This window comes from Enterococcus sp. SMC-9, from assembly GCF_021011285.1.
Taxonomy (GTDB): domain Bacteria; phylum Bacillota; class Bacilli; order Lactobacillales; family Enterococcaceae; genus Enterococcus_C; species Enterococcus_C montenegrensis.
This window is the reverse complement of record NZ_JAILYE010000003.1, coordinates 239,005-258,060: the sequence shown is the minus strand read 5'-3', so window position 1 is coordinate 258,060 and position 19,056 is coordinate 239,005. Positions and strand designations below refer to the sequence as shown.

Below are 19,056 nucleotides of genomic sequence, written 5' to 3'. Positions count from 1 at the left end.
GAAAATAGGACTCATTTTTTTCAAAAAAATGAATACATTAAAATGAAATAGGAGCGTAAGGCACATGGTTGGTATTAAAGATATAGCAAAAGCCGCAGGGGTATCGATTTCAACAGTTTCATATGCTTTAAACGGCAGCACCAAAGTAACAGAACAAACCCGCCAGAAGATCATGGCAATCGCCAATGAGCTGAACTATGTCCCCAACATGGCCGCCCGCACTTTAAAAAGACAACAAACAAACATTATCGGTGTCTACCTAGCCGATTATGCTGGTAGCTTTTATGGTGAATTATTAGACGGGATCAAACGGGGACTAGCGGCTTACGATTATGAAATGATTGTTTGCAGTGGGCAAAAATCACACTTATTTATTCCAGAACGAATGGTGGATGGGGCGATTATCTTGGATTGGACTTTCCAAACCAAAGAAATTGAAATGCTCGCAAATCGTGGTCATCAAATGGTGGTATTGGATCGTGAAATTGCCAACGACAATATTTCCCGCGTTTTATTAGATAACAAAGGTGGTGCAACCTTAGCGATTGAGCGATTAGTTGCGGCACAGACGAAACATGTTTATCTGGTAACCGGTTCAATGGGTTATGATAATGAACAACGTTTGTTAGCCAGCACGAAAGAATTAACGCGTTTCAATATTAGTTATGAAATAATTGAAGGAAATTTCACAGAACCTTCTGGCTACGCCGCCGCTGAGAAAATCGCGGAGAGGCTCGATCAAAAACAAAGTGAAACACCAATTGATATTTTTTCCTTCAACGATGAAATGGCCGTTGGGATTTACAAATTTTTCGCAGATCGGCCAGAAAAAATTGGACAAGATATTCGGATTGTCGGCTTTGATAATATTGAAATTAGTTCATTTTTAACACCACGATTGGCGACAATCGCCTATTCTAAACATCGATGGGGCATGGTCGCTGCCGAAAAAATTATTCGCCTGATTCAAGGTGAAAAAGTCGAAGATGAAGCTATCTACACCACCTTTGTCTCTGGTAGTTCACTAAGTTAAAAAAACTCCAATTACCGCAATTTCCAAGTATGACTTCAATCGTACTTGGAAATTGCGGCTGGAGTTTTTTAATTTAACAGAAAGAAAAATTCCTTTTTGCCAAGGTGTAAGGTGATTTTTTGATACGTGTCATATGCTGGATAATCAAAGGTCAAAATATCTTCTTTTTCAATAGTTTTTGAAGCGTTGATGGAAGATAGAGGATATTTTATTTGGGTGCTGTTTTTTGTACTAGATGTTGCTGTTAGATAAATTTCAGCGGAACTGATATTTTTAAGTGTTTCAAAAGAATGTGGGACGATAACTGTAAAAGTAGTGGGTGTTACGTGAGCTGTTAACGCGATAGTACTATTGGCTATCGTTTCAAATCTTAATGTTGAAAAAGGTTTAATCTGACTTGTTTTTATAGGCAGTTCCCAGCGACCGGTTATTTTTTCATAATCACTTCCTTCTTTTTGATAGGAAAATCCAGGCTTATCTTCACGTTTAAAGTTCCCTGTCAGACTTGTAACGATAATTGTGCTGTTTTTTAAAACGGGGATAGCTTTATCAGCAGTGTGATAGCGATAGTATAAATCTAGCTGATTTGTTTTTTTATCATAATGTTGCGAGCCAGAAACACTACCAGCAAGGCCATTTGAACTAAGGCCAGTATTTAAATCAAAAATAAGACTACCATCAGCATTTTTAAGAGCAAAGTTCAAAGCATATTGGTCGATTTTAGGGTTTGTTAATTTGGATTTTTGCGGTAAAGCAATAGCAAAATGTATCCCAATTTCATTGGTATCCGCATAAACTTCTTTTACGGCAATCTGAATTTCTTTTGTTGTTTGTTGACTGTTTTGTTTGGTAACAAATCCTTTTGTTTTTAATGTTTTTGATGTGAATTGGCCAAACTGCAAATAATTGGCAATGGCGCTACCAATTGGTGAAACACCTAAAAGTAGAAAAATAAAGGCAGCACTGGTTAGAGCCAGCATAAATTTACGATTGTGCCAAAAATTTCTAGCTTTTTTTGTCACAGACGTGTTTTTCTTTGCAATGGTAGTATAGGCTTCATCATAGGCGAAACGGGCTTCTTTTGAGAGGGGATACTCTTTTTTTAGACTTTGTTCTAATTTTTCTTCAAAATTTTTCATGGAATACCTCCTGCTTTTTCAATTCTTTTTTGATTAAATTGCGCCCGCGACTGAGCTTTGATTTAATCGTACCAACGGGTTCATTTAAAATTTCGCTGATTTCTTTAACGGAAAAGCCGTTATAATAATAAAGCACAAGCGGAATTTTATAGGTATCCTTTAGTTCATCTAAAAGATTTTCAAGTGTTAGAGACAATTCGAAATCCAATTTTTGAGAACTTGCATTTTGAGTAAGATTTTCATAGGTAAATCCAATGCTTACTTTACTATTTTTCAAAAGTAAAGCTTTACTCTTATTAATCAATATTTTACAAAGCCAGGTGTAAAAATATTGCGGTTGTTTTAATTGATTTAGATTTTCATAGGCGCTAATTGTCGTTTCTTGCAAGACATCTGCAATATCATATTCGTTATGTAAAAATCGTTTGGCTAAGTTGTACAATCTCACTTCATAATTCTTCATCAATGAGAAAAAAGCTGTATGGTCGCCTTTTTGTGCTTTTTTAACTAACTTGATTTCAGTTTTCATGTAATATTCCTTTTTTCTGGGTTAGCATTTAAGGAGTCCCCCTTTTCTTTTATATACATTAGAGTGAGGAAGTTGACATTTGGTTGCAAAAAAAATTTAAAAATAGTGTTGCTGATAAAAGATAACGCAATGGGTACAAATGTAAGTTTAAATCTTTTAAAAATATATTCTAATTATTTTACTTCACATACAAAGGAGTTTTTTTATGACAATTTGTCGGATGAATTTTAAATCACAAGTTTTAGATTTGAGCACCAGTGTCAATGTCTACTTACCAGATAATGAGGTAATGATAGCAGAGGCGCCAATACTTTATTTGCTGCATGGGTGGTCGGATGATTGCAATGCGTGGCTTGATAGTACAAATTTAATACGACAAGCGCAAGCATACCCTTTTGTCATTGTGATGCCGCAAGTAGGTTTAAGTTATTATACGGATATGATTGCAGGAGGCGATTATTTCACTTTTTTGACGAAAGAATTACCACAAAAAATTGCGCAATGGTTTCAAATTATGCCGCAAAAAAAGAAAACTTTTGTCGCTGGGCTTTCCATGGGAGGATACGGTGCTTTTAAATGGGCGCTAACATATCCCGAACAATTTTGCGCTGCAGCTTCCTTGTCAGGTGCACTAGACGTTGTAAATATATGGCGCCAAAAACCTGAGCGTAAAAAGCATCTTGCGGCCATTTTTGGTGATTTGGATTTACTTACAGATAGCCGTAATGATTTATTTGCTTTACTAAAAAATCCGGCGCTAGTAGAAAAATCTTGCGAGACGCATTTTTTTCAAATGTGTGGGACAGAAGATTTTGTTTACGCCGATAATCAACGCTTTTTACAAATAGCCAAAAAAACTTTGCGTAATTTTGAATACCAAGAAAGTCCCGGCGATCACAATTGGGATTATTGGGAGGGAGCGATTGAGCTAGTTTTGAAGCGCTTTGCGGGGATTTATGAGGAAAATAAAAATGTACTCTGACAAAATTATTTTTGCCAGAGTTTTTTATCTTAACGTGGTACATAGGAAAAACTTCCTACCGGTAGGAAAAATGTCGGTTTGAAAGCGGATACCAAACTAGCTAAACTAAGCATGTAAGAAAGAGAAGGGAATGGTAAATATGGCAAAAAATATTTTATTAATTTGTGGCTCGGGAGCGTCAAGTGGTTTTATGGCAGCTTCAATTAGAAAAGCAGCAAAAAAACGTGGAGAAGAAGTAACGGTAAAAGCAGCAAGTGAGTCACAGCTAGATGAGCGAATTAATGAAATTAATTATCTTCTAATCGGGCCACACTTGTCTTATATGTTGGATGAATTAAAAGTACAAACTGAAGGAAAAGATGTAAAAGTAGCTGTTATTCCACAAGCAACATATGGAACTTTAAATGGTGATAAGGCATTGGATTTAATTCTAAGTATGGAGGGTTAGACAATGATGAATAAAATTATGGACTTTATGACGAATAAATTTGCGCCAAAAGTTAATAAGGTTGTTAAAAATCCATGGGTGTCGGCAATTCAAGATTCTATTATGGCAGCTTTGCCGTTAGTATTTGTCGGGTCATTGGTGACAGTTGTCTCGTTATTAAAAAATATATTTAGTGGACTGCCAGATTTTTCGATGATCAGTAATTTTTCTTTTGGGATGTTTGGTTTAGTAGTTTCATTTTTAATCCCTTATTACTTAATGGAGAAAAAAGGAAACAGTGGTCAAAAATTAATTTCGGGTGCTACTGGCTTGGTTTTATTCATGATGTTGTTATTTCCGACTGTGACAGCTGAAGGAAATGCCACATTTATTCTTTCACGTTTTGGTGCTACGGGAATGTTTTTAGCAATTATTTCAGGATTGTTTGTCTCATGCATCATGAATTTTGCAGCAAAAAAATCTTTATTTGATGAAGATACACCAATTCCAGATTTTGTAGTAGGTTGGTTTAATAGCTTATTGCCAATTACATTCATTTTATTAGTGGGTTGGTTTATTACCGTTCAAATGAACGTTGATTTCTTTGAAGTTGTTGTTTGGGCCTTTAGTCCACTTGCAACTATTGTGCAATCTTACCCAGGATTTGTATTGTCTGTCTTCATTCCAGTGTTCTTATATACTTTTGGGATTTCTGGTTGGGTAATGATGCCGGCAATTTATCCAGTATATATGGCTGGTTTAGCAGCCAACGCAGAAGCTGTCGCTAGCGGCGGGGAAGCAGTTAATATTGCAACACAAGAAACTTGTTATGCTTTTTCTTCAATGGGCGGTGTGGGTACAACCTTGGCATTGTCTGTCATGATGCTACTTTTAAGCAAATCAGCACAGTTAAAAGCAATCGGTAAAGCTGTATTTGTGCCATCTATTTTCAATATTAATGAACCGCTTGTATTTGGAGCACCAATTGCATTTAATCCGTATTTGATGGTACCAATGTGGATTAATGCGTTAATTGTACCAACGATTTCTTATGTTGTAATGAGCATGGGTGTAGTGAATATTCCAAGTCAGTCATTCTTACTTTGGTATATGCCGTATCCATTTACTTCCTATTTAGCAACACAAGATTTTCGTGCCGTTATTATCTGCGCTTTGATTTTTGTTATTACTTGGTTTGTATTCTTACCATTTTTCAAAGCTTATGATAATTCATTAGTAAAACAAGAAAAAATCGCTGAGGAACAAGAAGCAGCAGAAGCAAAAGCGATGCAAGCTTCACCTGTTCAATAATTGGAGGAATTAGTATGTCACAACAGTATGTTGAAGAAACAGATAGTTTAAATGAATTATCCATGAATATCTTAATTCACGCTGGGAATGCTCGGGAACTTTTAGTTAAAGGATTAAATGCATTAGAAGAAATGGATTTTGATGTAGCAGAGGACTTAGTAAAGGCTGCCCGCAAAGAAGTTGTCGTAGCTCATGGGCTGCAGACAGAGACTTTACAAATGGAGGCGTCAGGTGAACAAATTCGTTATTCAACACTATTTTGCCACGCGCAAGATACATTAATGACGGCACAAAGCGAGATTTTAATTGGTGAACATATGGTCCGCCTATTTAGAAAGTTCGCAGCAAAAAATAATTAATTAGGGGGATATTCAATGTTTGCAGAATATAAATTTCCAAAAGATTTTCTTTGGGGGGGCGCGATTGCAGCCAACCAAGCAGAAGGCGCTTATAAAGTAGCTGGCAAAGGTGTAAGTTTAGCCGATTTGCACCGCTACTATCCCGATAAAACAAATGAAGAAATTGCAGCTGAACAGCACAAGGGTATGTCAGTAGCACAAGTCAAAGAAAATATGGTAGATAAAACAGGTTATTACCCTAAACGTCATGGCATTGATTTTTATCATACGTATCCAGAAGATTTGGCTTTACTAGCGGAAATGGGTTTCAAAACTTTCCGTACGTCCATTGATTGGACGCGCATATTTCCTACAGGTGAAGAAACAGAACCAAATGCGGCCGGATTAGCTTATTATGATGCATTAATTGATAAGATTCGTGAACTGGGTATGGAGCCGATTATCACCATGTTGCATTATGAAACACCAGTCGAAATCACGCTAAAATATGGTGGCTGGAATAACCGAACAGTGATTGATCTATTTGTAAAATACGGAAAAACAATTTTGGATCGCTACAAAGATAAAGTGAAATATTGGATTGTAATCAATCAGATTAATCTAATTCAATTTGAACCATTTAATTCCACCGCAGTTCCATATGACACAGTAGATAACTATGAAGAAGCAAGCTATCAAGCAGTGCATAACCAGTTTGTTGCGAGTGCAAAAATCTATGAATATGGAAAGAAAATTAACCCTGACATGCAAATTGGCACGATGGTCGCAGATTGTACCGCTTATCCATTTTCTTGTGATCCAGATGATGTCAATTTAGCACTGCGCCGTAATCGTATGGAATATTTTTATACGGATGTACAGTTTAGAGGAGAATATCCACAATACGCTTTGAATTATTTTGCAGAAAATAATATTCATCTTGAGATAACTGACGCAGATAAGCGGATATTAAAAGAAAACACAATGGACTATCTTGCAATCTCTTATTACTATTCACAAATGGTTGACGCGAAGAAAAACGACATGAATCCAGCCTCGGTGACACCAAACCCTAATTTGAAAGCTAATCCTTGGGGATGGGCGGTAGATCCAAAAGGCTTATACAATTCATTATCGCAATATTGGGATCGTTATGGTAAAGAAATTATTATTGCTGAAAATGGTTTTGGTATGTATGACAAGCTAGAAGATGGTGAAGTTCACGATGATTATAGAATTGACTATCTAGCTCGCCATATTGAGCAAATTAAACGCGCAATGTATGACGGAGTAGGTGTAATTGCGTATTGTGCATGGGGACCAATTGATATTATTAGTTGTTCATCAGCGCAAATGGAAAAACGATACGGTTTTATCTATGTTGACTTGGATAATGAGGGTAACGGTAGTGGGACCCGTATCAAAAAAGATAGTTTTTATTGGTACAAAGATGTGATTGAATCTAACGGAGAAAAACTATAAATTACAGTAGTTGATAGGTGTGATACGAGTTTACTATTTTCGTATCCACCTTTTTAGAGTATTTCCTGGGGAAAATTTCTGTAAAGTAAACGCTATGGGAGATGAAAAAAAGTGGCCACCAAAAGACAAAAAGAGCTAATGGCATACCTCACAAAAAATCAGCAGCGTTGGGTGACTGCAGGCGAACTAGCAGAATTTTGCGGTTGTACTACTCGAACGATTCGCAATCAAGTAGCCCAAATTAATGAAACAGAGCAGCAAATTCTTTCAAGCAGTCAAGGCTATCGGATCAATACAAATATGAAGATCCGTCATAAAAAGCATAATGATATAAATGAAGACCGTAAAGCACAATTGTTTTTACTGTTGCTCAAAAGTACAGTTGCGGGAATTGACCTGTATGATTTGGCGGATACACTATACGTTTCTGAATCGACGTTGAAAAATGATATTCAGATTTTGCGCCAGGAGATGCAAACTAAAAATTTAAAATTGAGTATTAGAGAAAATACAATTCGACTGACTGGATCAGAACGGGATAAAAGACGCTATATGATTTCGTTACTCTATAATGAAGGAGATTACCAAGAAAAATTGAAATATCATATTCAAGATATGATTGGAGAAATCTCTTTGACCGATTTAGAGCAAAGAATTCGTGATGTCTTGGCCCTACACAAGATAAAAATTAATCAATATTCTATGAATAATATTGTTTTACACTTTGCAATCAGCATTGAGCGTATCCGTCAAGGAAACGATTTAAAATTGATGAAAGATTCTCCTTTGAAAAAAGATTCCACTGAATATCAACTGAGTAAAGAAATTACAGATATCCTCTCCCATTTTTATCAAATTAACTTCTCAAATTCTGAGATACAACAGTTGGCGTTACTTTTTATTGGGTTGCAAAATGAGTTTTTAGCTAATCATAAAGAAAGTTCATTATCAGAATTTGTTGATTTTCGTTTTATTGAGACACTACAAGAAGTACTAAAAGAAGTGAAAGAGACCTATCTTATTGATTTGCAAGATGAAGCCTTCTTTAATAAATTGGCGATCCATTTGCAAAGCTTGTATAATCGCTCGCAGTATGAACATTTCACCCGCAATAGTAGCCTATTAGATATTAAAACAGCCTATCCTTTAACGTATGATATTGCCGTCTATATTTCAATGTTATTGCAAGAAAAACTGGCCATTTGGTTTAATGATGATGAGATTTCTTTTATTGCACTGCATATTGGAGCCTATTTAGAAAGTAAAAAAGATAGTGGGCCTAAATTAAGGGTCTTGGTGGATGTAACGGATTATCATGATTTTGAAACAACAAATATTCAGAATTTACGGAATACTTTAGGGGAAGATATTGCAATCATTGAAGTGAAAGATCAAGTCAGCGAAATCCAAGAATGCGATGTTTATTTAACTTCTGATCGAGAGAAAGCAATAGAGACTAATGGGGCAGTGTATGTTCACCCTATTTTGACTCGAAAAGATTTGGAAAAAGTGCAAAAACGCGTTGCAGCCAAGAAAAAGAGTTGTTGGCGTAAAAAAATGTTTCAGCTAATCGATCGTTTTGTCGTAGAAGATCTTTATTTTGGACAATTTGATCCCGTTAATAGTACGCCAGAAGATATTCGCAAAAAAATGTTTCAAAAAATGCTCTGTGCAAACTACGTCGGTAAAGAATTTGCCGCGACGATGGAAAAAAGAGAAGAAATGTCGCCAACAAGCTTTCCATCTGGGATTGCTGTTCCGCACTCGATTGAGCAAAATGCCCGGAAAAGTGCTATTTCTGTGATGACATTACAAGAAAATATCCGGTGGAGTGAGTATTCAGTCGGGATGGTGGCTCTGGTTGCAATTGCTCAAGAAGAAAGTAGCGAGTTTAATGACTTTTTTGAAACTTTTATTGAAATTGTTTCAGAACCGATTAATGTCAAACAGCTCGCAGATACAGATAATTTCACAGAATTTATTTTAAAATTGAAAACGTTGGTGGAAGCAGATGAATAATATTATACAGCGTCTTATTATTGTTTGTATTGGGACAATTGTCGCAGGTTTTGGTGTTCAGTTTATCGTAGCTGCAAATCTGGGATCTGATTCTGTCAGTACCTTGATATTGGGACTATTACAGCACACGAGTATTCCTTTTGGTCGATGGAGCCAGCTACTGAGTCTCATATTTTTACTTAGTACTTTTGTGTATAAAAGAGAAATATTGGGCATCGGTAGCATTATTAATACACTTTTATTCGGTGAGGCGATTTCTTTTTTAGCTAATTTTATTCAATTTGAGACAGGTCGTTCTTTTGGTTTAAACTTCAGCTACTTGATTGCGGGATTTACTTTAATGGCCTTAGGCACTGCTATTTATTTGCGAGCAGATTTAGGCGCAGGGCCAGTTGAAGGAATTATGTTTTGTCTTTGCGATAAATTGAAGTTTTCACTGAAATACAGCCGCATTGCCATTGATTTTACGATTGTGTTTATCGGCTTTATACTAGGTGGTTCATTGGGAGTGGGAACACTCTTCGCAATTTTTGCCCTAGGTCCCATGATAGCTGCATTTATTCATATTTTAGAGAGAATTAATGCAAAATTTTTACTTCCTTTACAGACAACAGAAGAATAATTTTTAAAACAATAGCCACCACAAAATTAGGCAATTAAAGCTAATTTTGTGGTGACTATTTTATAAAAAAGAGACAAAATGTTCATATGCATAAACAACTCTATGGCAACTTATCTGCGGCTAGCCTTTTTAATCCTGCCTCCTCTTTATCCCTTCACAAAAGCTAAGTCTTTTGCTAAGAAGAAGGGAGTGTAAAAGGCGACACCGCTTGATAGTGGCAAGACGTGGTCAGGTAAAGTGATATTAAGTGTTTGGCGAATGTATTCTTGTCTGGTTTTAATGCGTTGCCAAACTGTTGGGTAATTTGCGGCTAACTCTTGGCGGAGGTTAGCGTCGGCCAAAGCGACGCCGTTTTCGCAGCTGGCGCCAGCAAAGCCTGCGACCGCAGGAATGATGTCAATTTGCAGCAACATTCCTGAAGTGAGTTTAACGGACGAATTTTCCTTCACGGGCGAAGACATCCACTCTTCATCAGCGGTTAAGTGACCAGGATTTAAATGCCAATGATACGTATTTTTGGGCAGGACATCTTCAATTATTTGATACAATTGCCCGCCTGTCATTCCGATTTCAATTTGCTCTAACCACGTTGTCACAGCGTTAAAGTAAGGTTGCGCAACTTTGGACAAATAATTTTCTTGTCCTTTCGGTAATTCTTTTGCAGTGTGAATAACATAGCCGCTGCGACTAGCTAAACCACCTTTAAAGCCAGTCGTTAAAGACATTTTATCTCCTAATTGAATTTTTTTGTCAGTTGGGGAGATAAAGGCGTTCAAAAAGCGCTCGCCACAAGCTGCAATCGGCATAACATTTGGTGTTTGCCCATAGCGCACGAGGTGACTAGCGACCGCCATTTCCGTTTTGCCGAGGTTTACGGCATCAAGGGCGCTTAATACGCAGTCAGAAGCCAGACTGGAGCCAAATTCATAATAGGCGATTTCGTTGGCGTTATTTGTTGCACGCACACCATAAGCTGGATGAATAAAGATGTCACTGCGATTTTCAATCTGACTTTTTGGCGCGGCGGCCTCTAATGCTGCAAGGATAAAATGCGGGACATCAAAAAGCTTGCGATTGTCTTCTTGAGCGCTGGTAAACATTTTCCAACCGATAACGCCAATATTTTGCTGTTCATTTGAGATTTTTGCTGCTTGTAAAACAGCTGTCAAAGATTTTTCACCGTTCATTGGCTGGTCGGGCAGTGAAAATTGCGGATAATGCAGCAGCGTCGCAGAAAGACGGCTGTGTTGATTCATCTTCAAATTTTCATTTCCGGAGATGAAAAAAGCGGTCCCGTCTTGATGTAAAACCAGCAGACTTTCTTCAAAGCGGGTCATAAAACCTGTTAAATAAGAAAAATTACTGCCGTGTTCTAAATCGCAATAAATAATGATGCTGTCGATGTTCTCTTTTTGCATTGCAGCTAACACTTTTTCTTTTCGTAACGCCATTGTTTCATCGGTCAGATGATAAATTTTTGCTTCGTTGTCTTTGATAGGCGGCGTTACTTTTTTTAATTCAATTTTCGCCATGGGAGACCTCTTTTCTTGGTTTACGTCTTTAGAATCAATTCTTTCTTTTATATTACGCAAAAAAGAGTAAGAAACGAAGTCTTTTTCATCATTTCTTACTCTTTTTTTGCTAATATGTAGGTATTTTTGCGAAACGATCATATTTTTTTGTACTTTTACTGTAATTGGTACAGCCAGAGTAAGTTATTTCAATAGTAATCGCAACGCCAATTTACAATTTTCTGCTAAACTAAAAGTAGTTTCAAAATGACGAAAGTGGGATTGTGATGGAAAAGATATTGAAGAAGATTCCGGCTTTATTAGCCAGCAAGCTTTCTATTTTTATTTACCTATTTCTATTTTTTTATTTGGTCATCTTTGCCTTTTTAACCAAATTAATTCCAGCCTTAAATTCGTGGGCGCCGGATAATAATGTCCAATTAGTCTTGGGCAATTACACGAATGTATTGAGCGCACTGGGGGCTTCCATTGCGGCCGGCAATGGCGTGGCGGTACGATCAAAAATGGATAAAATGCAACGCCGGCATGAAGATATGCACCAAGAGCTGTCAGATAAGATTGCCGAACTACACAGCAAACTGGAACATCTGGAAGCATTGCGCTCCGCAGAAAGCACAGCAGCAAAAAATGATGGGACGAAAGCTGAACAGATAGTGGACAGTGATAAAATTGAGTAAGTAAAAAAACATGAACCAGCAAAAAGAGGCACAAAGTCCTTCAAAAATTGCTGGTTCATGTTTTTTTACCGGCGGAAGGATAAATTTTTACCCAACTTCATTAAAAAATAATATTATCCTTAATAATCTCAAGGTCTAAAATTATAATTTTTCGCCTTTTCATGGTGATGGCGCCCATATCTTTTAGTTGTTGCATCATGCGGTTGACGCTACTGGCAGAAGCGATGCCGCAAAAATGCGCAATTTCTTCGTTGGTAACGACAAAATCGATTAATAAGCCTTCGGGTGTTTTTACGCCAAAGGTATCGTAAAGTTCATAAATTTGCGTGCAGACGGCACCAAATTTGCCATTCATCAACATTTGTTGCATGCGTTTCATGGAATGCAGCAAACGCACGCGGTAATAATCTTTTACAAAAAGCTGTAAATCCAAGTTTTGATTGATGTCTTTCCAAAACTGTACCCGATCGATTTGATACAATTCTGCTTTACAGGATTCCACGCGAATATTAAAGGGTGCATCAATAAATTGGGAATATTCATCTTTTAATAGTGAAACAATTTCCAAGCTGTTGATATAGCGCAAATTAAATTCTCGTCCATCGCGGGAGATGACGCTTGTTTTAATCGTACCGCTTTTTAAAATGTAAACATTTGAGTCTTGCAATCCCTCATAAGTTAAATACTTTTTCTTCTCCTTAACCACTACCGGAAAATCATGAGCTTGTAAATAGTCCTCCAACACTCGATTATCCATTCAAGTAACCGCCCCTTAGCCTTTTTTACGTAACTTTCATTTTTTTTCAGAAAAACACAGTTAGCACTATTTAAACTGATAAAAGCTAGAAAAACAATAACAAATGTTAATGTTTTTTGTTTTTGCGAAATCTTTTTAACTTTTTTTATGCACAAAATCGCATTTTTTCTCTGCTTTGTATCGCTATACTAAGGCACACAACGAAAAGAAAGAAGGAAATTTTCATGAAAGAATGGAAAGAAATGATTTTAGAGCGATTGGACGCGGCGTATAAAGCACGATTTGAAAAAGATCAAGCGCTAATTTTTTTAAATGATGCCTATCAAGATGTCTTATTCTGGAAAATGCAAGTAAATGGTAGTGAGAAAACTGACTTTACGGCATTTATGGCGGAATTTATGGAAGTACGGGATTTATTTATTGGTCTTTTAGTAGATCGTTATCCTTCAAATTACCGGGAAGTAGAAGCAAAATTGGAACATTTGAAAACAGGAAATATTCCTGAAACAGAATTTGTCGCCAACTTAGCGGAATCTTTTGCTTAAGGATAGGCTGCAAAAAAATTTTTAAAAATTTTCGTCAGGTTAAATATCATTTAGTTTACGAAATGTTTAAAAAAAGAGACGGAAATCAAAAATTCTAGGAGGAAAAAGATTGGAACACCAAGCAGAAAAATTATTTAATAAAGGCTTTATTAGTATCACCCTCATTAATTTTGTTGTGTATTTAGTGTATTATTTGTTAGTTGTCATTATGGCGGTCATTGCGCAGGATAATCTTCACGCGACATTAGGACAAGCGGGACTTGCAACCGGCATTTATATTTTAGGAACTTTATTAGCCCGCTTAATTATCGGAAAAACATTAGAGCTGTGGGGACGAAAAGCCGTCTTGCGCTACGGGGCGCTATTTTACTTAGTGACCATGATAGCTTACTTGTATATGCCGACAATTGGGATGATGTATTTGATCAGATTTTTAAACGGCTTTGCCTACGGAACGGTTTCAACAGCAACTAATGCGATTGTGACCGCCTATATCCCCAAAGCAAAATACGGTGAGGGCATTAATTACTACGGCTTATCTACAAGTTTAGCTGCCGCAATTGGACCGTTAATCGGGATGGTATTACTAAATACGACGAATTTTTATTTTATTATTATTTTTTCCATTGTTTTGATCTTCATCACGACAATTGCTTGCTTTGCCTTTCCAGTCAAAAATATTGTTTTAACCAAAGAACACCGAGAACAATTGTCAAAATGGACCTTTGATAGTTTTGTAGAAAAGAAAGTTGCCTTTATTTCCTTTATTGGCTTTTTGATGGGGCTAGCTTACTCAAGTGTCTTGGCTTTTCTTTCTTCATACGCCAAAGCAATTGATTTAGTAGGGGCAAGTTCATTGTTCTTTGTTGTTTATGCGCTGGTCATCACTTTTACACGACCAATGTCTGGGCGTATCTTCGATTTACGGGGTGAAAATTATGTGATGTATCCCAGCTATCTCTTCTTAACTGGCGGGCTCTTTTTATTGAGTATCACCAACGCTAGCTGGATGTTGCTTTTAGCCGGTGCTTTAATCGGTTTAGGTTATGGAACCTTTATGTCAAATGGCCAAGCGATTTGTTTGAAAGTCAGCGAAGATCACCGCATTGGGATTGCACTGTCCACTTATTTTATCGGTCTTGATTTAGGTCTTGGCATTGGGCCTTTTGTTTTAGGGGAATTACGCAGTGTTTTATCTTTCCAAGGAATCTATTTAGTAGCCGGCTTTTTACCTGTAATTTGTGCAATTTTATATGGCATTTTTTATCGGGTAAAAACGAGTGAAAAGAAAGAAAATCTTGTCGTAGAAGAAGATTAAACCTTACAGGAGGCAAAAAAATGAATACAGAACAAATCACAACCTTATTGCAGCAAGTGTTGGTGAAATTAGAAGAAACCGACCAGTGCTTAGAAGAAATCAAAGCCCAAGAAGCTGCCCAAGTGCAAAATACTAAAAAATACCTTTGTGCCATTCAAGAAGTGATCCAAAACAATAACGTTATGTAGTAAAAAGCTGTCAGGTGACAGTTTGAAAACTGCTAACTAAGCTGACTAGAAAATTCTATGTATGACAAAGCAGCTAAGATTGTTTTATTAAAAAATCAAAAAATTAGGCAAATAAAAATACCGCGGAAACCAGTAGCTGTTTTCCGCGGTATTTTTTTAATTTGTAAATTATGAGATATCTAGGAGTATAACAAGGAAAATAATAATACAAGTAATTGTCATATACAGCATGTTTTCAAATTTTCGTGTCTTTGTTTGAAATAATAAACCAGGCTCAGTCGAAAAGAAGTTGCTACGGTATTTCATTGGAATAAAATTTCCAATTAATATCCCTACCAACAAGAGATAAAAAGGCCAGTTTTGTGTCATTCCCCTAGCTAAAAAGGCCCATACAAGAGAAATTCCATAAATGATAGACTGAATGAGTGTCACAATGAAAAAAATTTTTTTATCCTTATGCAAGGACTATTCCTCCTGCTACATTATATTTGTTTCATTTTACCATCCCCTTGGCCTTACTGTCCCTAAATAAAATAAAAATAACTGATATGATTAATTAAAATAACGGATTTTTAATTTGGGATCACAATTAAATGTGATAAGATTAATCCAACCAACAAAAAAAGGGTTTCAAAAATGGTGAAAGCAAAAGTCGTACTAGCAACTTCAATGATGATAGTAGGAGGCCGTTTAGCAGCCTGTAAAACTGATGTGCAAGCGCCAGCAAGGTAAAAAAGTAGTAGAGAATACATATTCATAAGCTTAGTTAAAAGAGAACACAATTAACGGATCAATAACGAAAATTGAAGATACGAAAGACAGTGCTGAAAATCCGGCAGTACTGATTACATCTGAAGTAATCAAAAAAGCTGTTCACTTACAGCCCGGGCAAATGCTGTAAAATTTACTCCGTAGTAAAACCAATAATAGAAAAATGTAAAGGAAACCTTCATGAAAAAAGTAATTGTTGCAATTTTAGGAATAGCCATAACACTAGGAGGAATTTTATTGATTAACTCCGAAATGAAAGACAATTCAGTGCAGACAAAAAATGATAGTTCTTCAACAAAAGTCGACAATGATTCAGTCAAGTTCAAAATTGTGGATGGGAATAAAGAAGATTTGGGAAGAAACATAAGTCTGGATAATTTAGATTCAGGAGAAGTTCTTTTTATTTTTGATTATCTGCCGATGTCTTATTATTCGGGTATCTTTTTAGATGGCAAACAGGTGCAACAAGCAACGCGCGCTACCAAACGGGAGTGGGGCTTTTATTTGACCGAAGATGCGCATAGTGATTTCTTGAAAATAGGAAATCATGAAATTGATATAAAAATATTTAAAACCAAAGAGGATATTCAGGAAGATAATGTTTTTGAAGACGTACATTTTGAATATTCAATCCAAAAATGATGCCACGAAGAAAATCCAAGCAAAAAAAGTAAAGTCAGTTTGTAGTGTGTACCGCCCCCAGAAGTTAGAGCAAAATTCTAGCCTTTGGGATCGGTACAGTTGCTGAAACTGACTTTACTTTTTTATTGTTAAAAATTGGCACGTTTTGGATAGTATTACTGTTTATTTTTGAAATATTTTAAAATGCTGTCTTGGAAAATTCCGGCGATAACAAAAATCAGCCAAGAATAACCCCAGCCGCCAAAAATAAAGGACCAGATAAGGTAGATTACAACGACAGCCGGCCAATAAACCGTAGAAAACATGCCCACAAGGGGTGCGTTTTTGCCATAAATATGCTGACGGGCATTTGGACCAGGCTCATCTTCATCTGAGATAAAAATAGGACCATTATCAAATCGTTTGTAATAAGCTTGCACAATACTGCCGTAAATAATTAAGAAGGCACCCAGACCGGCGATAATTAAAAACAGCGTAATACCTAAATGCTCACTGTATTGGAAAATAAAAATAGGCATAAAAGAAACGATACACATAAAAATACCCGCGACCAGTGAAAAACTAAAACTACGGTGATATTGTTGGGCGTACATTTTACCTGTTTGGCGCACATCTTCTTTAATTGGACGATCATCCAATACTTTGTGGGCACCAGAAAATTTCATTCCTGCGGTAATAAACATGGTCACAGCGACCGCTACGAGTAAAAAGAAGCCCGCCAAGCCAAGAGCATCAGAACCCCCACCGCCTTGAAAAACAAGGAAGGCAATGGCAACAACGCAAAGTAGGACGCCGCTGGCAATGAAAAGCGCAAATTGACGAATCATACTCCAGTAATCTTCTGCTTCACTTAAGGTAATTGGATTGGCTAAATTGTAGCTGTAATCTTCATCTGCAGCATCTTTTTGATTTGGATTTTCTTCTGCAAACTCTTCGTGGTTGGCTCGCCAAGCAGCTTTGGAAAAGTCTTCTTCGTCGAAATTAAAGTCATCATCCAAACTATTTTGTGTTTTTTCATTGGCTTTTTGGATCGTTTTGCTTGCTGGTGGGGCTTGGGGGATTTCCCGCTTTAAGTCTAACTCTTCTAGTAATTCATCGATTGAACCAAATTCGGTAATAACAGCGCCGATTGCTTCATGTTCATTTTTTCCCTCAGCAATTAATTCGTTGTAATGGTCTTCCATCAAGGCCAGTAAATCTTCTTTTGCTTTTTTTGTTTCCGGCGTGACGGGGACATTTAAAAACAAACTATCTAAGTACTCTGCGATAATTTTCATTTTTATTCCTCCTAGTTTGATCGCTGTTAGATTTTGTTATCAGACTAACAACGCAGTCCATATTTCAAATTAAAGCTGTCTTTTTAAGTATTTTTAAGTGTGAAGTTAAAAGACCTTTTTATTTTCCAGCTAAAATTGAAGTAGCGTAATGACGATTTATTTTAGTACGGGTTTAAAAATATGTGCAGCAATTATTTAGGAGCCAATTAAAAAACGATCTACGACTTTTTTTGTCTGCTCCCATTCGGCGATCTTTTCTGTCAAAGCACTTTTACCGGCAGCGGTGATGGCATAGTAGGTACGTTTTTTCCCGTGGGTCACCTCACCGGGATAAGAAGTAATAAAGCCAAGTTTCCCCAAACGCGTAAATGCGGAGTAAAGCGTGGTTTCTTTGATGACATAGATTTCGTCGGTGCGTTCTCTAATTTCTTTTGAAATCGCATAACCGTAAGAATCACCTTCTGCCAAAATGGTTAAAATAATCGCATCGTTGTAACCGCGAATCCCATCGCTTGAAATCATAGTGTCACCGCCTTTTATAATTACTTCATCTGTCGTAATAATAATAGCATGTTTACTACGACAGATGAAGTAAAAAAACTTAATTTCACAAAAATCAGTCGCAAGTCTGATTTTCTTTTGACAAGGGGCCGCTTTTTTTCGTTGTTAAAGTGAAAGGCAAAATTTTTTGCTGTGTTTGGCAGCTGGAGCCTAGATGAATAGGAGTAAGATATTCATTTATCTCAGTTGATATTCACGGATAAAGGGTGTAACACAAGGAGCGTTTTTATAAATAAGTCGAAATTTCACAAAAATTTGAGGAAGGATTTTCACAAAATTTTAGCTTTTTTTGAAGCTGTACTCTTTTATCCCAAGTTCAAAAAGCTGATTGCAAGTCCAACTGTAGGTCGTAAAGAATATTCAAAAAAGAAAGGAGCAACGCGATGTATTGCCCATTTTCAGCTAAACAAGTCTTTGGCTTAACAGCAAAAACCCTAACCAAACGCATCAAAACCTACTATCAAGGGGAAGAATTTGATGAAAGGATTTACTTACAGTTGTTGAAGTGTTTTCAAATACGGGAATACCTTGCACAAACGCCCGAATTTTCCGCTGCTTGTTTTGCCCGTGAACTTGCAGAAATTTATACAAAAGAAGAATGGAGTCTTTGGCAGCTGAAATTTTTCTATGACTTAAAGCGATTTTTTGCTGCTAAAAATTGGGTATTATTTTCTAAACGTTACATTACAAAAATTCGTCAGCTGGGCTATGCCCTTGTCAGCTGTCTTAAAATAAATCAAAAAAATCGTGTGCAAGTGGAGCAAAATAAAAGTGCTGAAATTTTGACTACGTTGTTTAATGTTCGTGTTTTAGCTCGTTTGAAGAATAAATTAAAATCATTATTCGAGAATAAGTTGAATAATTCCAGTTAACCTGATACAATAGTTCAGGATTGAATAAAAGAAA

The 19,056-nt window shown here is 36.6% G+C and carries 20 protein-coding genes; 14 read left to right on the top strand and 6 right to left on the bottom strand.

Going from position 1 to position 19,056, the window contains the following annotated elements:
* Window positions 1-64: 64 nt before the first annotated feature.
* Entirely contained in the window at window positions 65-1,033 is a 969-nt protein-coding gene (locus tag K4422_RS05935; protein WP_206902987.1) for a LacI family DNA-binding transcriptional regulator, read from the top strand.
* A gap of 68 nt (window positions 1,034-1,101) precedes the next feature.
* Here the strand turns inward: K4422_RS05935 and K4422_RS05930 are convergent, their stop codons facing one another.
* Window positions 1,102-2,172 (bottom strand): DUF4179 domain-containing protein, encoded by a 1,071-nt coding sequence (locus K4422_RS05930; protein WP_230709755.1) that lies wholly within the window; start codon window positions 2,170-2,172, stop codon window positions 1,102-1,104.
* Window positions 2,159-2,701: an RNA polymerase sigma factor gene (locus K4422_RS05925; protein WP_206902989.1), complete on the bottom strand. Its 543-nt coding sequence runs from the start codon at window positions 2,699-2,701 to the stop codon at window positions 2,159-2,161. Before K4422_RS05925 ends, K4422_RS05930 begins: the two co-directional genes overlap by 14 nt.
* 205 nt (window positions 2,702-2,906) lie before the next feature.
* Here K4422_RS05925 and K4422_RS05920 point away from each other — a divergent pair, with 205 nt between their 5' ends.
* From K4422_RS05920 to K4422_RS05890, 7 genes are all read left to right on the top strand, one after another.
* Entirely contained in the window at window positions 2,907-3,683 is a 777-nt protein-coding gene (locus K4422_RS05920) for an alpha/beta hydrolase (protein WP_230709751.1), read from the top strand.
* 130 nt (window positions 3,684-3,813) lie between these two features.
* Window positions 3,814-4,131 carry a PTS sugar transporter subunit IIB gene (locus K4422_RS05915; protein ID WP_230709742.1) on the top strand — a complete coding sequence of 106 codons (318 nt, stop codon included), beginning with the start codon at window positions 3,814-3,816 and terminating at the stop codon, window positions 4,129-4,131.
* 6 nt (window positions 4,132-4,137) lie between these two features.
* Window positions 4,138-5,421: a PTS sugar transporter subunit IIC gene (locus K4422_RS05910; RefSeq protein WP_230709927.1), complete on the top strand. Its 1,284-nt coding sequence runs from the start codon at window positions 4,138-4,140 to the stop codon at window positions 5,419-5,421.
* 14 nt (window positions 5,422-5,435) lie between these two features.
* Entirely contained in the window at window positions 5,436-5,780 is a 345-nt protein-coding gene (locus tag K4422_RS05905) for a PTS lactose/cellobiose transporter subunit IIA (protein WP_230709740.1), read from the top strand.
* 15 nt (window positions 5,781-5,795) lie between these two features.
* Entirely contained in the window at window positions 5,796-7,241 is a 1,446-nt protein-coding gene (locus tag K4422_RS05900; RefSeq protein WP_230709737.1) for a glycoside hydrolase family 1 protein, read from the top strand.
* 111 nt (window positions 7,242-7,352) lie between these two features.
* A complete protein-coding gene (locus K4422_RS05895) occupies window positions 7,353-9,260 on the top strand; it encodes a BglG family transcription antiterminator (protein ID WP_230709735.1) in 1,908 nt (635 codons plus the stop codon).
* Window positions 9,253-9,882: a YczE/YyaS/YitT family protein gene (locus K4422_RS05890; RefSeq protein WP_230709733.1), complete on the top strand. Its 630-nt coding sequence runs from the start codon at window positions 9,253-9,255 to the stop codon at window positions 9,880-9,882. The genes K4422_RS05895 and K4422_RS05890 overlap by 8 nt, the downstream gene beginning before the upstream one ends.
* A 146-nt stretch (window positions 9,883-10,028) precedes the next feature.
* On the opposite strand, the gene K4422_RS05885 is transcribed toward K4422_RS05890, so the two are convergent.
* Window positions 10,029-11,414, bottom strand: a complete 1,386-nt coding sequence (locus K4422_RS05885) for a M24 family metallopeptidase (RefSeq protein ID WP_230709732.1) — start codon at window positions 11,412-11,414, stop codon at window positions 10,029-10,031.
* Window positions 11,415-11,680: 266 nt separating this feature from the next.
* Here K4422_RS05885 and K4422_RS05880 point away from each other — a divergent pair, with 266 nt between their 5' ends.
* Entirely contained in the window at window positions 11,681-12,091 is a 411-nt protein-coding gene (locus tag K4422_RS05880; RefSeq protein WP_230709729.1) for a hypothetical protein, read from the top strand.
* Window positions 12,092-12,191: 100 nt separating this feature from the next.
* Here K4422_RS05880 and K4422_RS05875 read toward each other — a convergent pair whose 3' ends face one another.
* Entirely contained in the window at window positions 12,192-12,848 is a 657-nt protein-coding gene (locus tag K4422_RS05875) for a Crp/Fnr family transcriptional regulator (RefSeq protein WP_206902996.1), read from the bottom strand.
* Between the two features lie 224 nt (window positions 12,849-13,072).
* On the opposite strand from K4422_RS05875, the gene K4422_RS05870 reads away from it, so the two are divergent.
* The 4 genes from K4422_RS05870 (at window position 13,073) to K4422_RS05855 (ending at window position 16,312) form a co-directional block, all read left to right on the top strand.
* The gene (locus K4422_RS05870; RefSeq protein WP_206902997.1) at window positions 13,073-13,393 is read left to right on the top strand and encodes a hypothetical protein; all 321 of its coding nucleotides are present in this window, start codon (window positions 13,073-13,075) and stop codon (window positions 13,391-13,393) included.
* A 109-nt stretch (window positions 13,394-13,502) separates the two neighbouring features.
* A complete protein-coding gene (locus K4422_RS05865) occupies window positions 13,503-14,711 on the top strand; it encodes an MFS transporter (protein ID WP_206902998.1) in 1,209 nt (402 codons plus the stop codon).
* A gap of 20 nt (window positions 14,712-14,731) precedes the next feature.
* Window positions 14,732-14,899 carry a hypothetical protein gene (locus tag K4422_RS05860; RefSeq protein ID WP_206902999.1) on the top strand — a complete coding sequence of 56 codons (168 nt, stop codon included), beginning with the start codon at window positions 14,732-14,734 and terminating at the stop codon, window positions 14,897-14,899.
* Window positions 14,900-15,850: 951 nt separating this feature from the next.
* Entirely contained in the window at window positions 15,851-16,312 is a 462-nt protein-coding gene (locus K4422_RS05855; RefSeq protein ID WP_230709727.1) for a hypothetical protein, read from the top strand.
* A gap of 155 nt (window positions 16,313-16,467) precedes the next feature.
* On the opposite strand, the gene K4422_RS05850 is transcribed toward K4422_RS05855, so the two are convergent.
* Complete coding sequence (locus K4422_RS05850; RefSeq protein ID WP_230709725.1) at window positions 16,468-17,589, bottom strand: permease prefix domain 1-containing protein; 1,122 nt, start codon at window positions 17,587-17,589, stop codon at window positions 16,468-16,470.
* 195 nt (window positions 17,590-17,784) lie between these two features.
* Window positions 17,785-18,111 (bottom strand): PadR family transcriptional regulator, encoded by a 327-nt coding sequence (locus tag K4422_RS05845; RefSeq protein ID WP_206903003.1) that lies wholly within the window; start codon window positions 18,109-18,111, stop codon window positions 17,785-17,787.
* Window positions 18,112-18,533: 422 nt separating this feature from the next.
* On the opposite strand from K4422_RS05845, the gene K4422_RS05840 reads away from it, so the two are divergent.
* On the top strand, window positions 18,534-19,022 hold the full coding sequence (locus K4422_RS05840) for a hypothetical protein (RefSeq protein ID WP_230709723.1): 489 nt from the start codon (window positions 18,534-18,536) through the stop codon (window positions 19,020-19,022).
* Window positions 19,023-19,056 lie beyond the last annotated feature (34 nt).

What these genes read in the sequence shown, in the direction of transcription:
- K4422_RS05935 (WP_206902987.1), top strand. Translation starts at nt 65, where the DNA reads ATGGTTGGTATTAAAGATATAGCAAAAGCCGCAGGGGTATCGATTTCA.
- K4422_RS05930 (WP_230709755.1), bottom strand. Translation starts at nt 2,172, where the DNA reads ATGAAAAATTTTGAAGAAAAATTAGAACAAAGTCTAAAAAAAGAGTAT.
- K4422_RS05925 (WP_206902989.1), bottom strand. Translation starts at nt 2,701, where the DNA reads ATGAAAACTGAAATCAAGTTAGTTAAAAAAGCACAAAAAGGCGACCAT.
- K4422_RS05920 (WP_230709751.1), top strand. Translation starts at nt 2,907, where the DNA reads ATGACAATTTGTCGGATGAATTTTAAATCACAAGTTTTAGATTTGAGC.
- K4422_RS05915 (WP_230709742.1), top strand. Translation starts at nt 3,814, where the DNA reads ATGGTAAATATGGCAAAAAATATTTTATTAATTTGTGGCTCGGGAGCG.
- K4422_RS05910 (WP_230709927.1), top strand. Translation starts at nt 4,138, where the DNA reads ATGAATAAAATTATGGACTTTATGACGAATAAATTTGCGCCAAAAGTT.
- K4422_RS05905 (WP_230709740.1), top strand. Translation starts at nt 5,436, where the DNA reads ATGTCACAACAGTATGTTGAAGAAACAGATAGTTTAAATGAATTATCC.
- K4422_RS05900 (WP_230709737.1), top strand. Translation starts at nt 5,796, where the DNA reads ATGTTTGCAGAATATAAATTTCCAAAAGATTTTCTTTGGGGGGGCGCG.
- K4422_RS05890 (WP_230709733.1), top strand. Translation starts at nt 9,253, where the DNA reads ATGAATAATATTATACAGCGTCTTATTATTGTTTGTATTGGGACAATT.
- K4422_RS05885 (WP_230709732.1), bottom strand. Translation starts at nt 11,414, where the DNA reads ATGGCGAAAATTGAATTAAAAAAAGTAACGCCGCCTATCAAAGACAAC.
- K4422_RS05880 (WP_230709729.1), top strand. Translation starts at nt 11,681, where the DNA reads ATGGAAAAGATATTGAAGAAGATTCCGGCTTTATTAGCCAGCAAGCTT.
- K4422_RS05875 (WP_206902996.1), bottom strand. Translation starts at nt 12,848, where the DNA reads ATGGATAATCGAGTGTTGGAGGACTATTTACAAGCTCATGATTTTCCG.
- K4422_RS05870 (WP_206902997.1), top strand. Translation starts at nt 13,073, where the DNA reads ATGAAAGAATGGAAAGAAATGATTTTAGAGCGATTGGACGCGGCGTAT.
- K4422_RS05860 (WP_206902999.1), top strand. Translation starts at nt 14,732, where the DNA reads ATGAATACAGAACAAATCACAACCTTATTGCAGCAAGTGTTGGTGAAA.
- K4422_RS05855 (WP_230709727.1), top strand. Translation starts at nt 15,851, where the DNA reads ATGAAAAAAGTAATTGTTGCAATTTTAGGAATAGCCATAACACTAGGA.
- K4422_RS05850 (WP_230709725.1), bottom strand. Translation starts at nt 17,589, where the DNA reads ATGAAAATTATCGCAGAGTACTTAGATAGTTTGTTTTTAAATGTCCCC.
- K4422_RS05845 (WP_206903003.1), bottom strand. Translation starts at nt 18,111, where the DNA reads ATGATTTCAAGCGATGGGATTCGCGGTTACAACGATGCGATTATTTTA.
- K4422_RS05840 (WP_230709723.1), top strand. Translation starts at nt 18,534, where the DNA reads ATGTATTGCCCATTTTCAGCTAAACAAGTCTTTGGCTTAACAGCAAAA.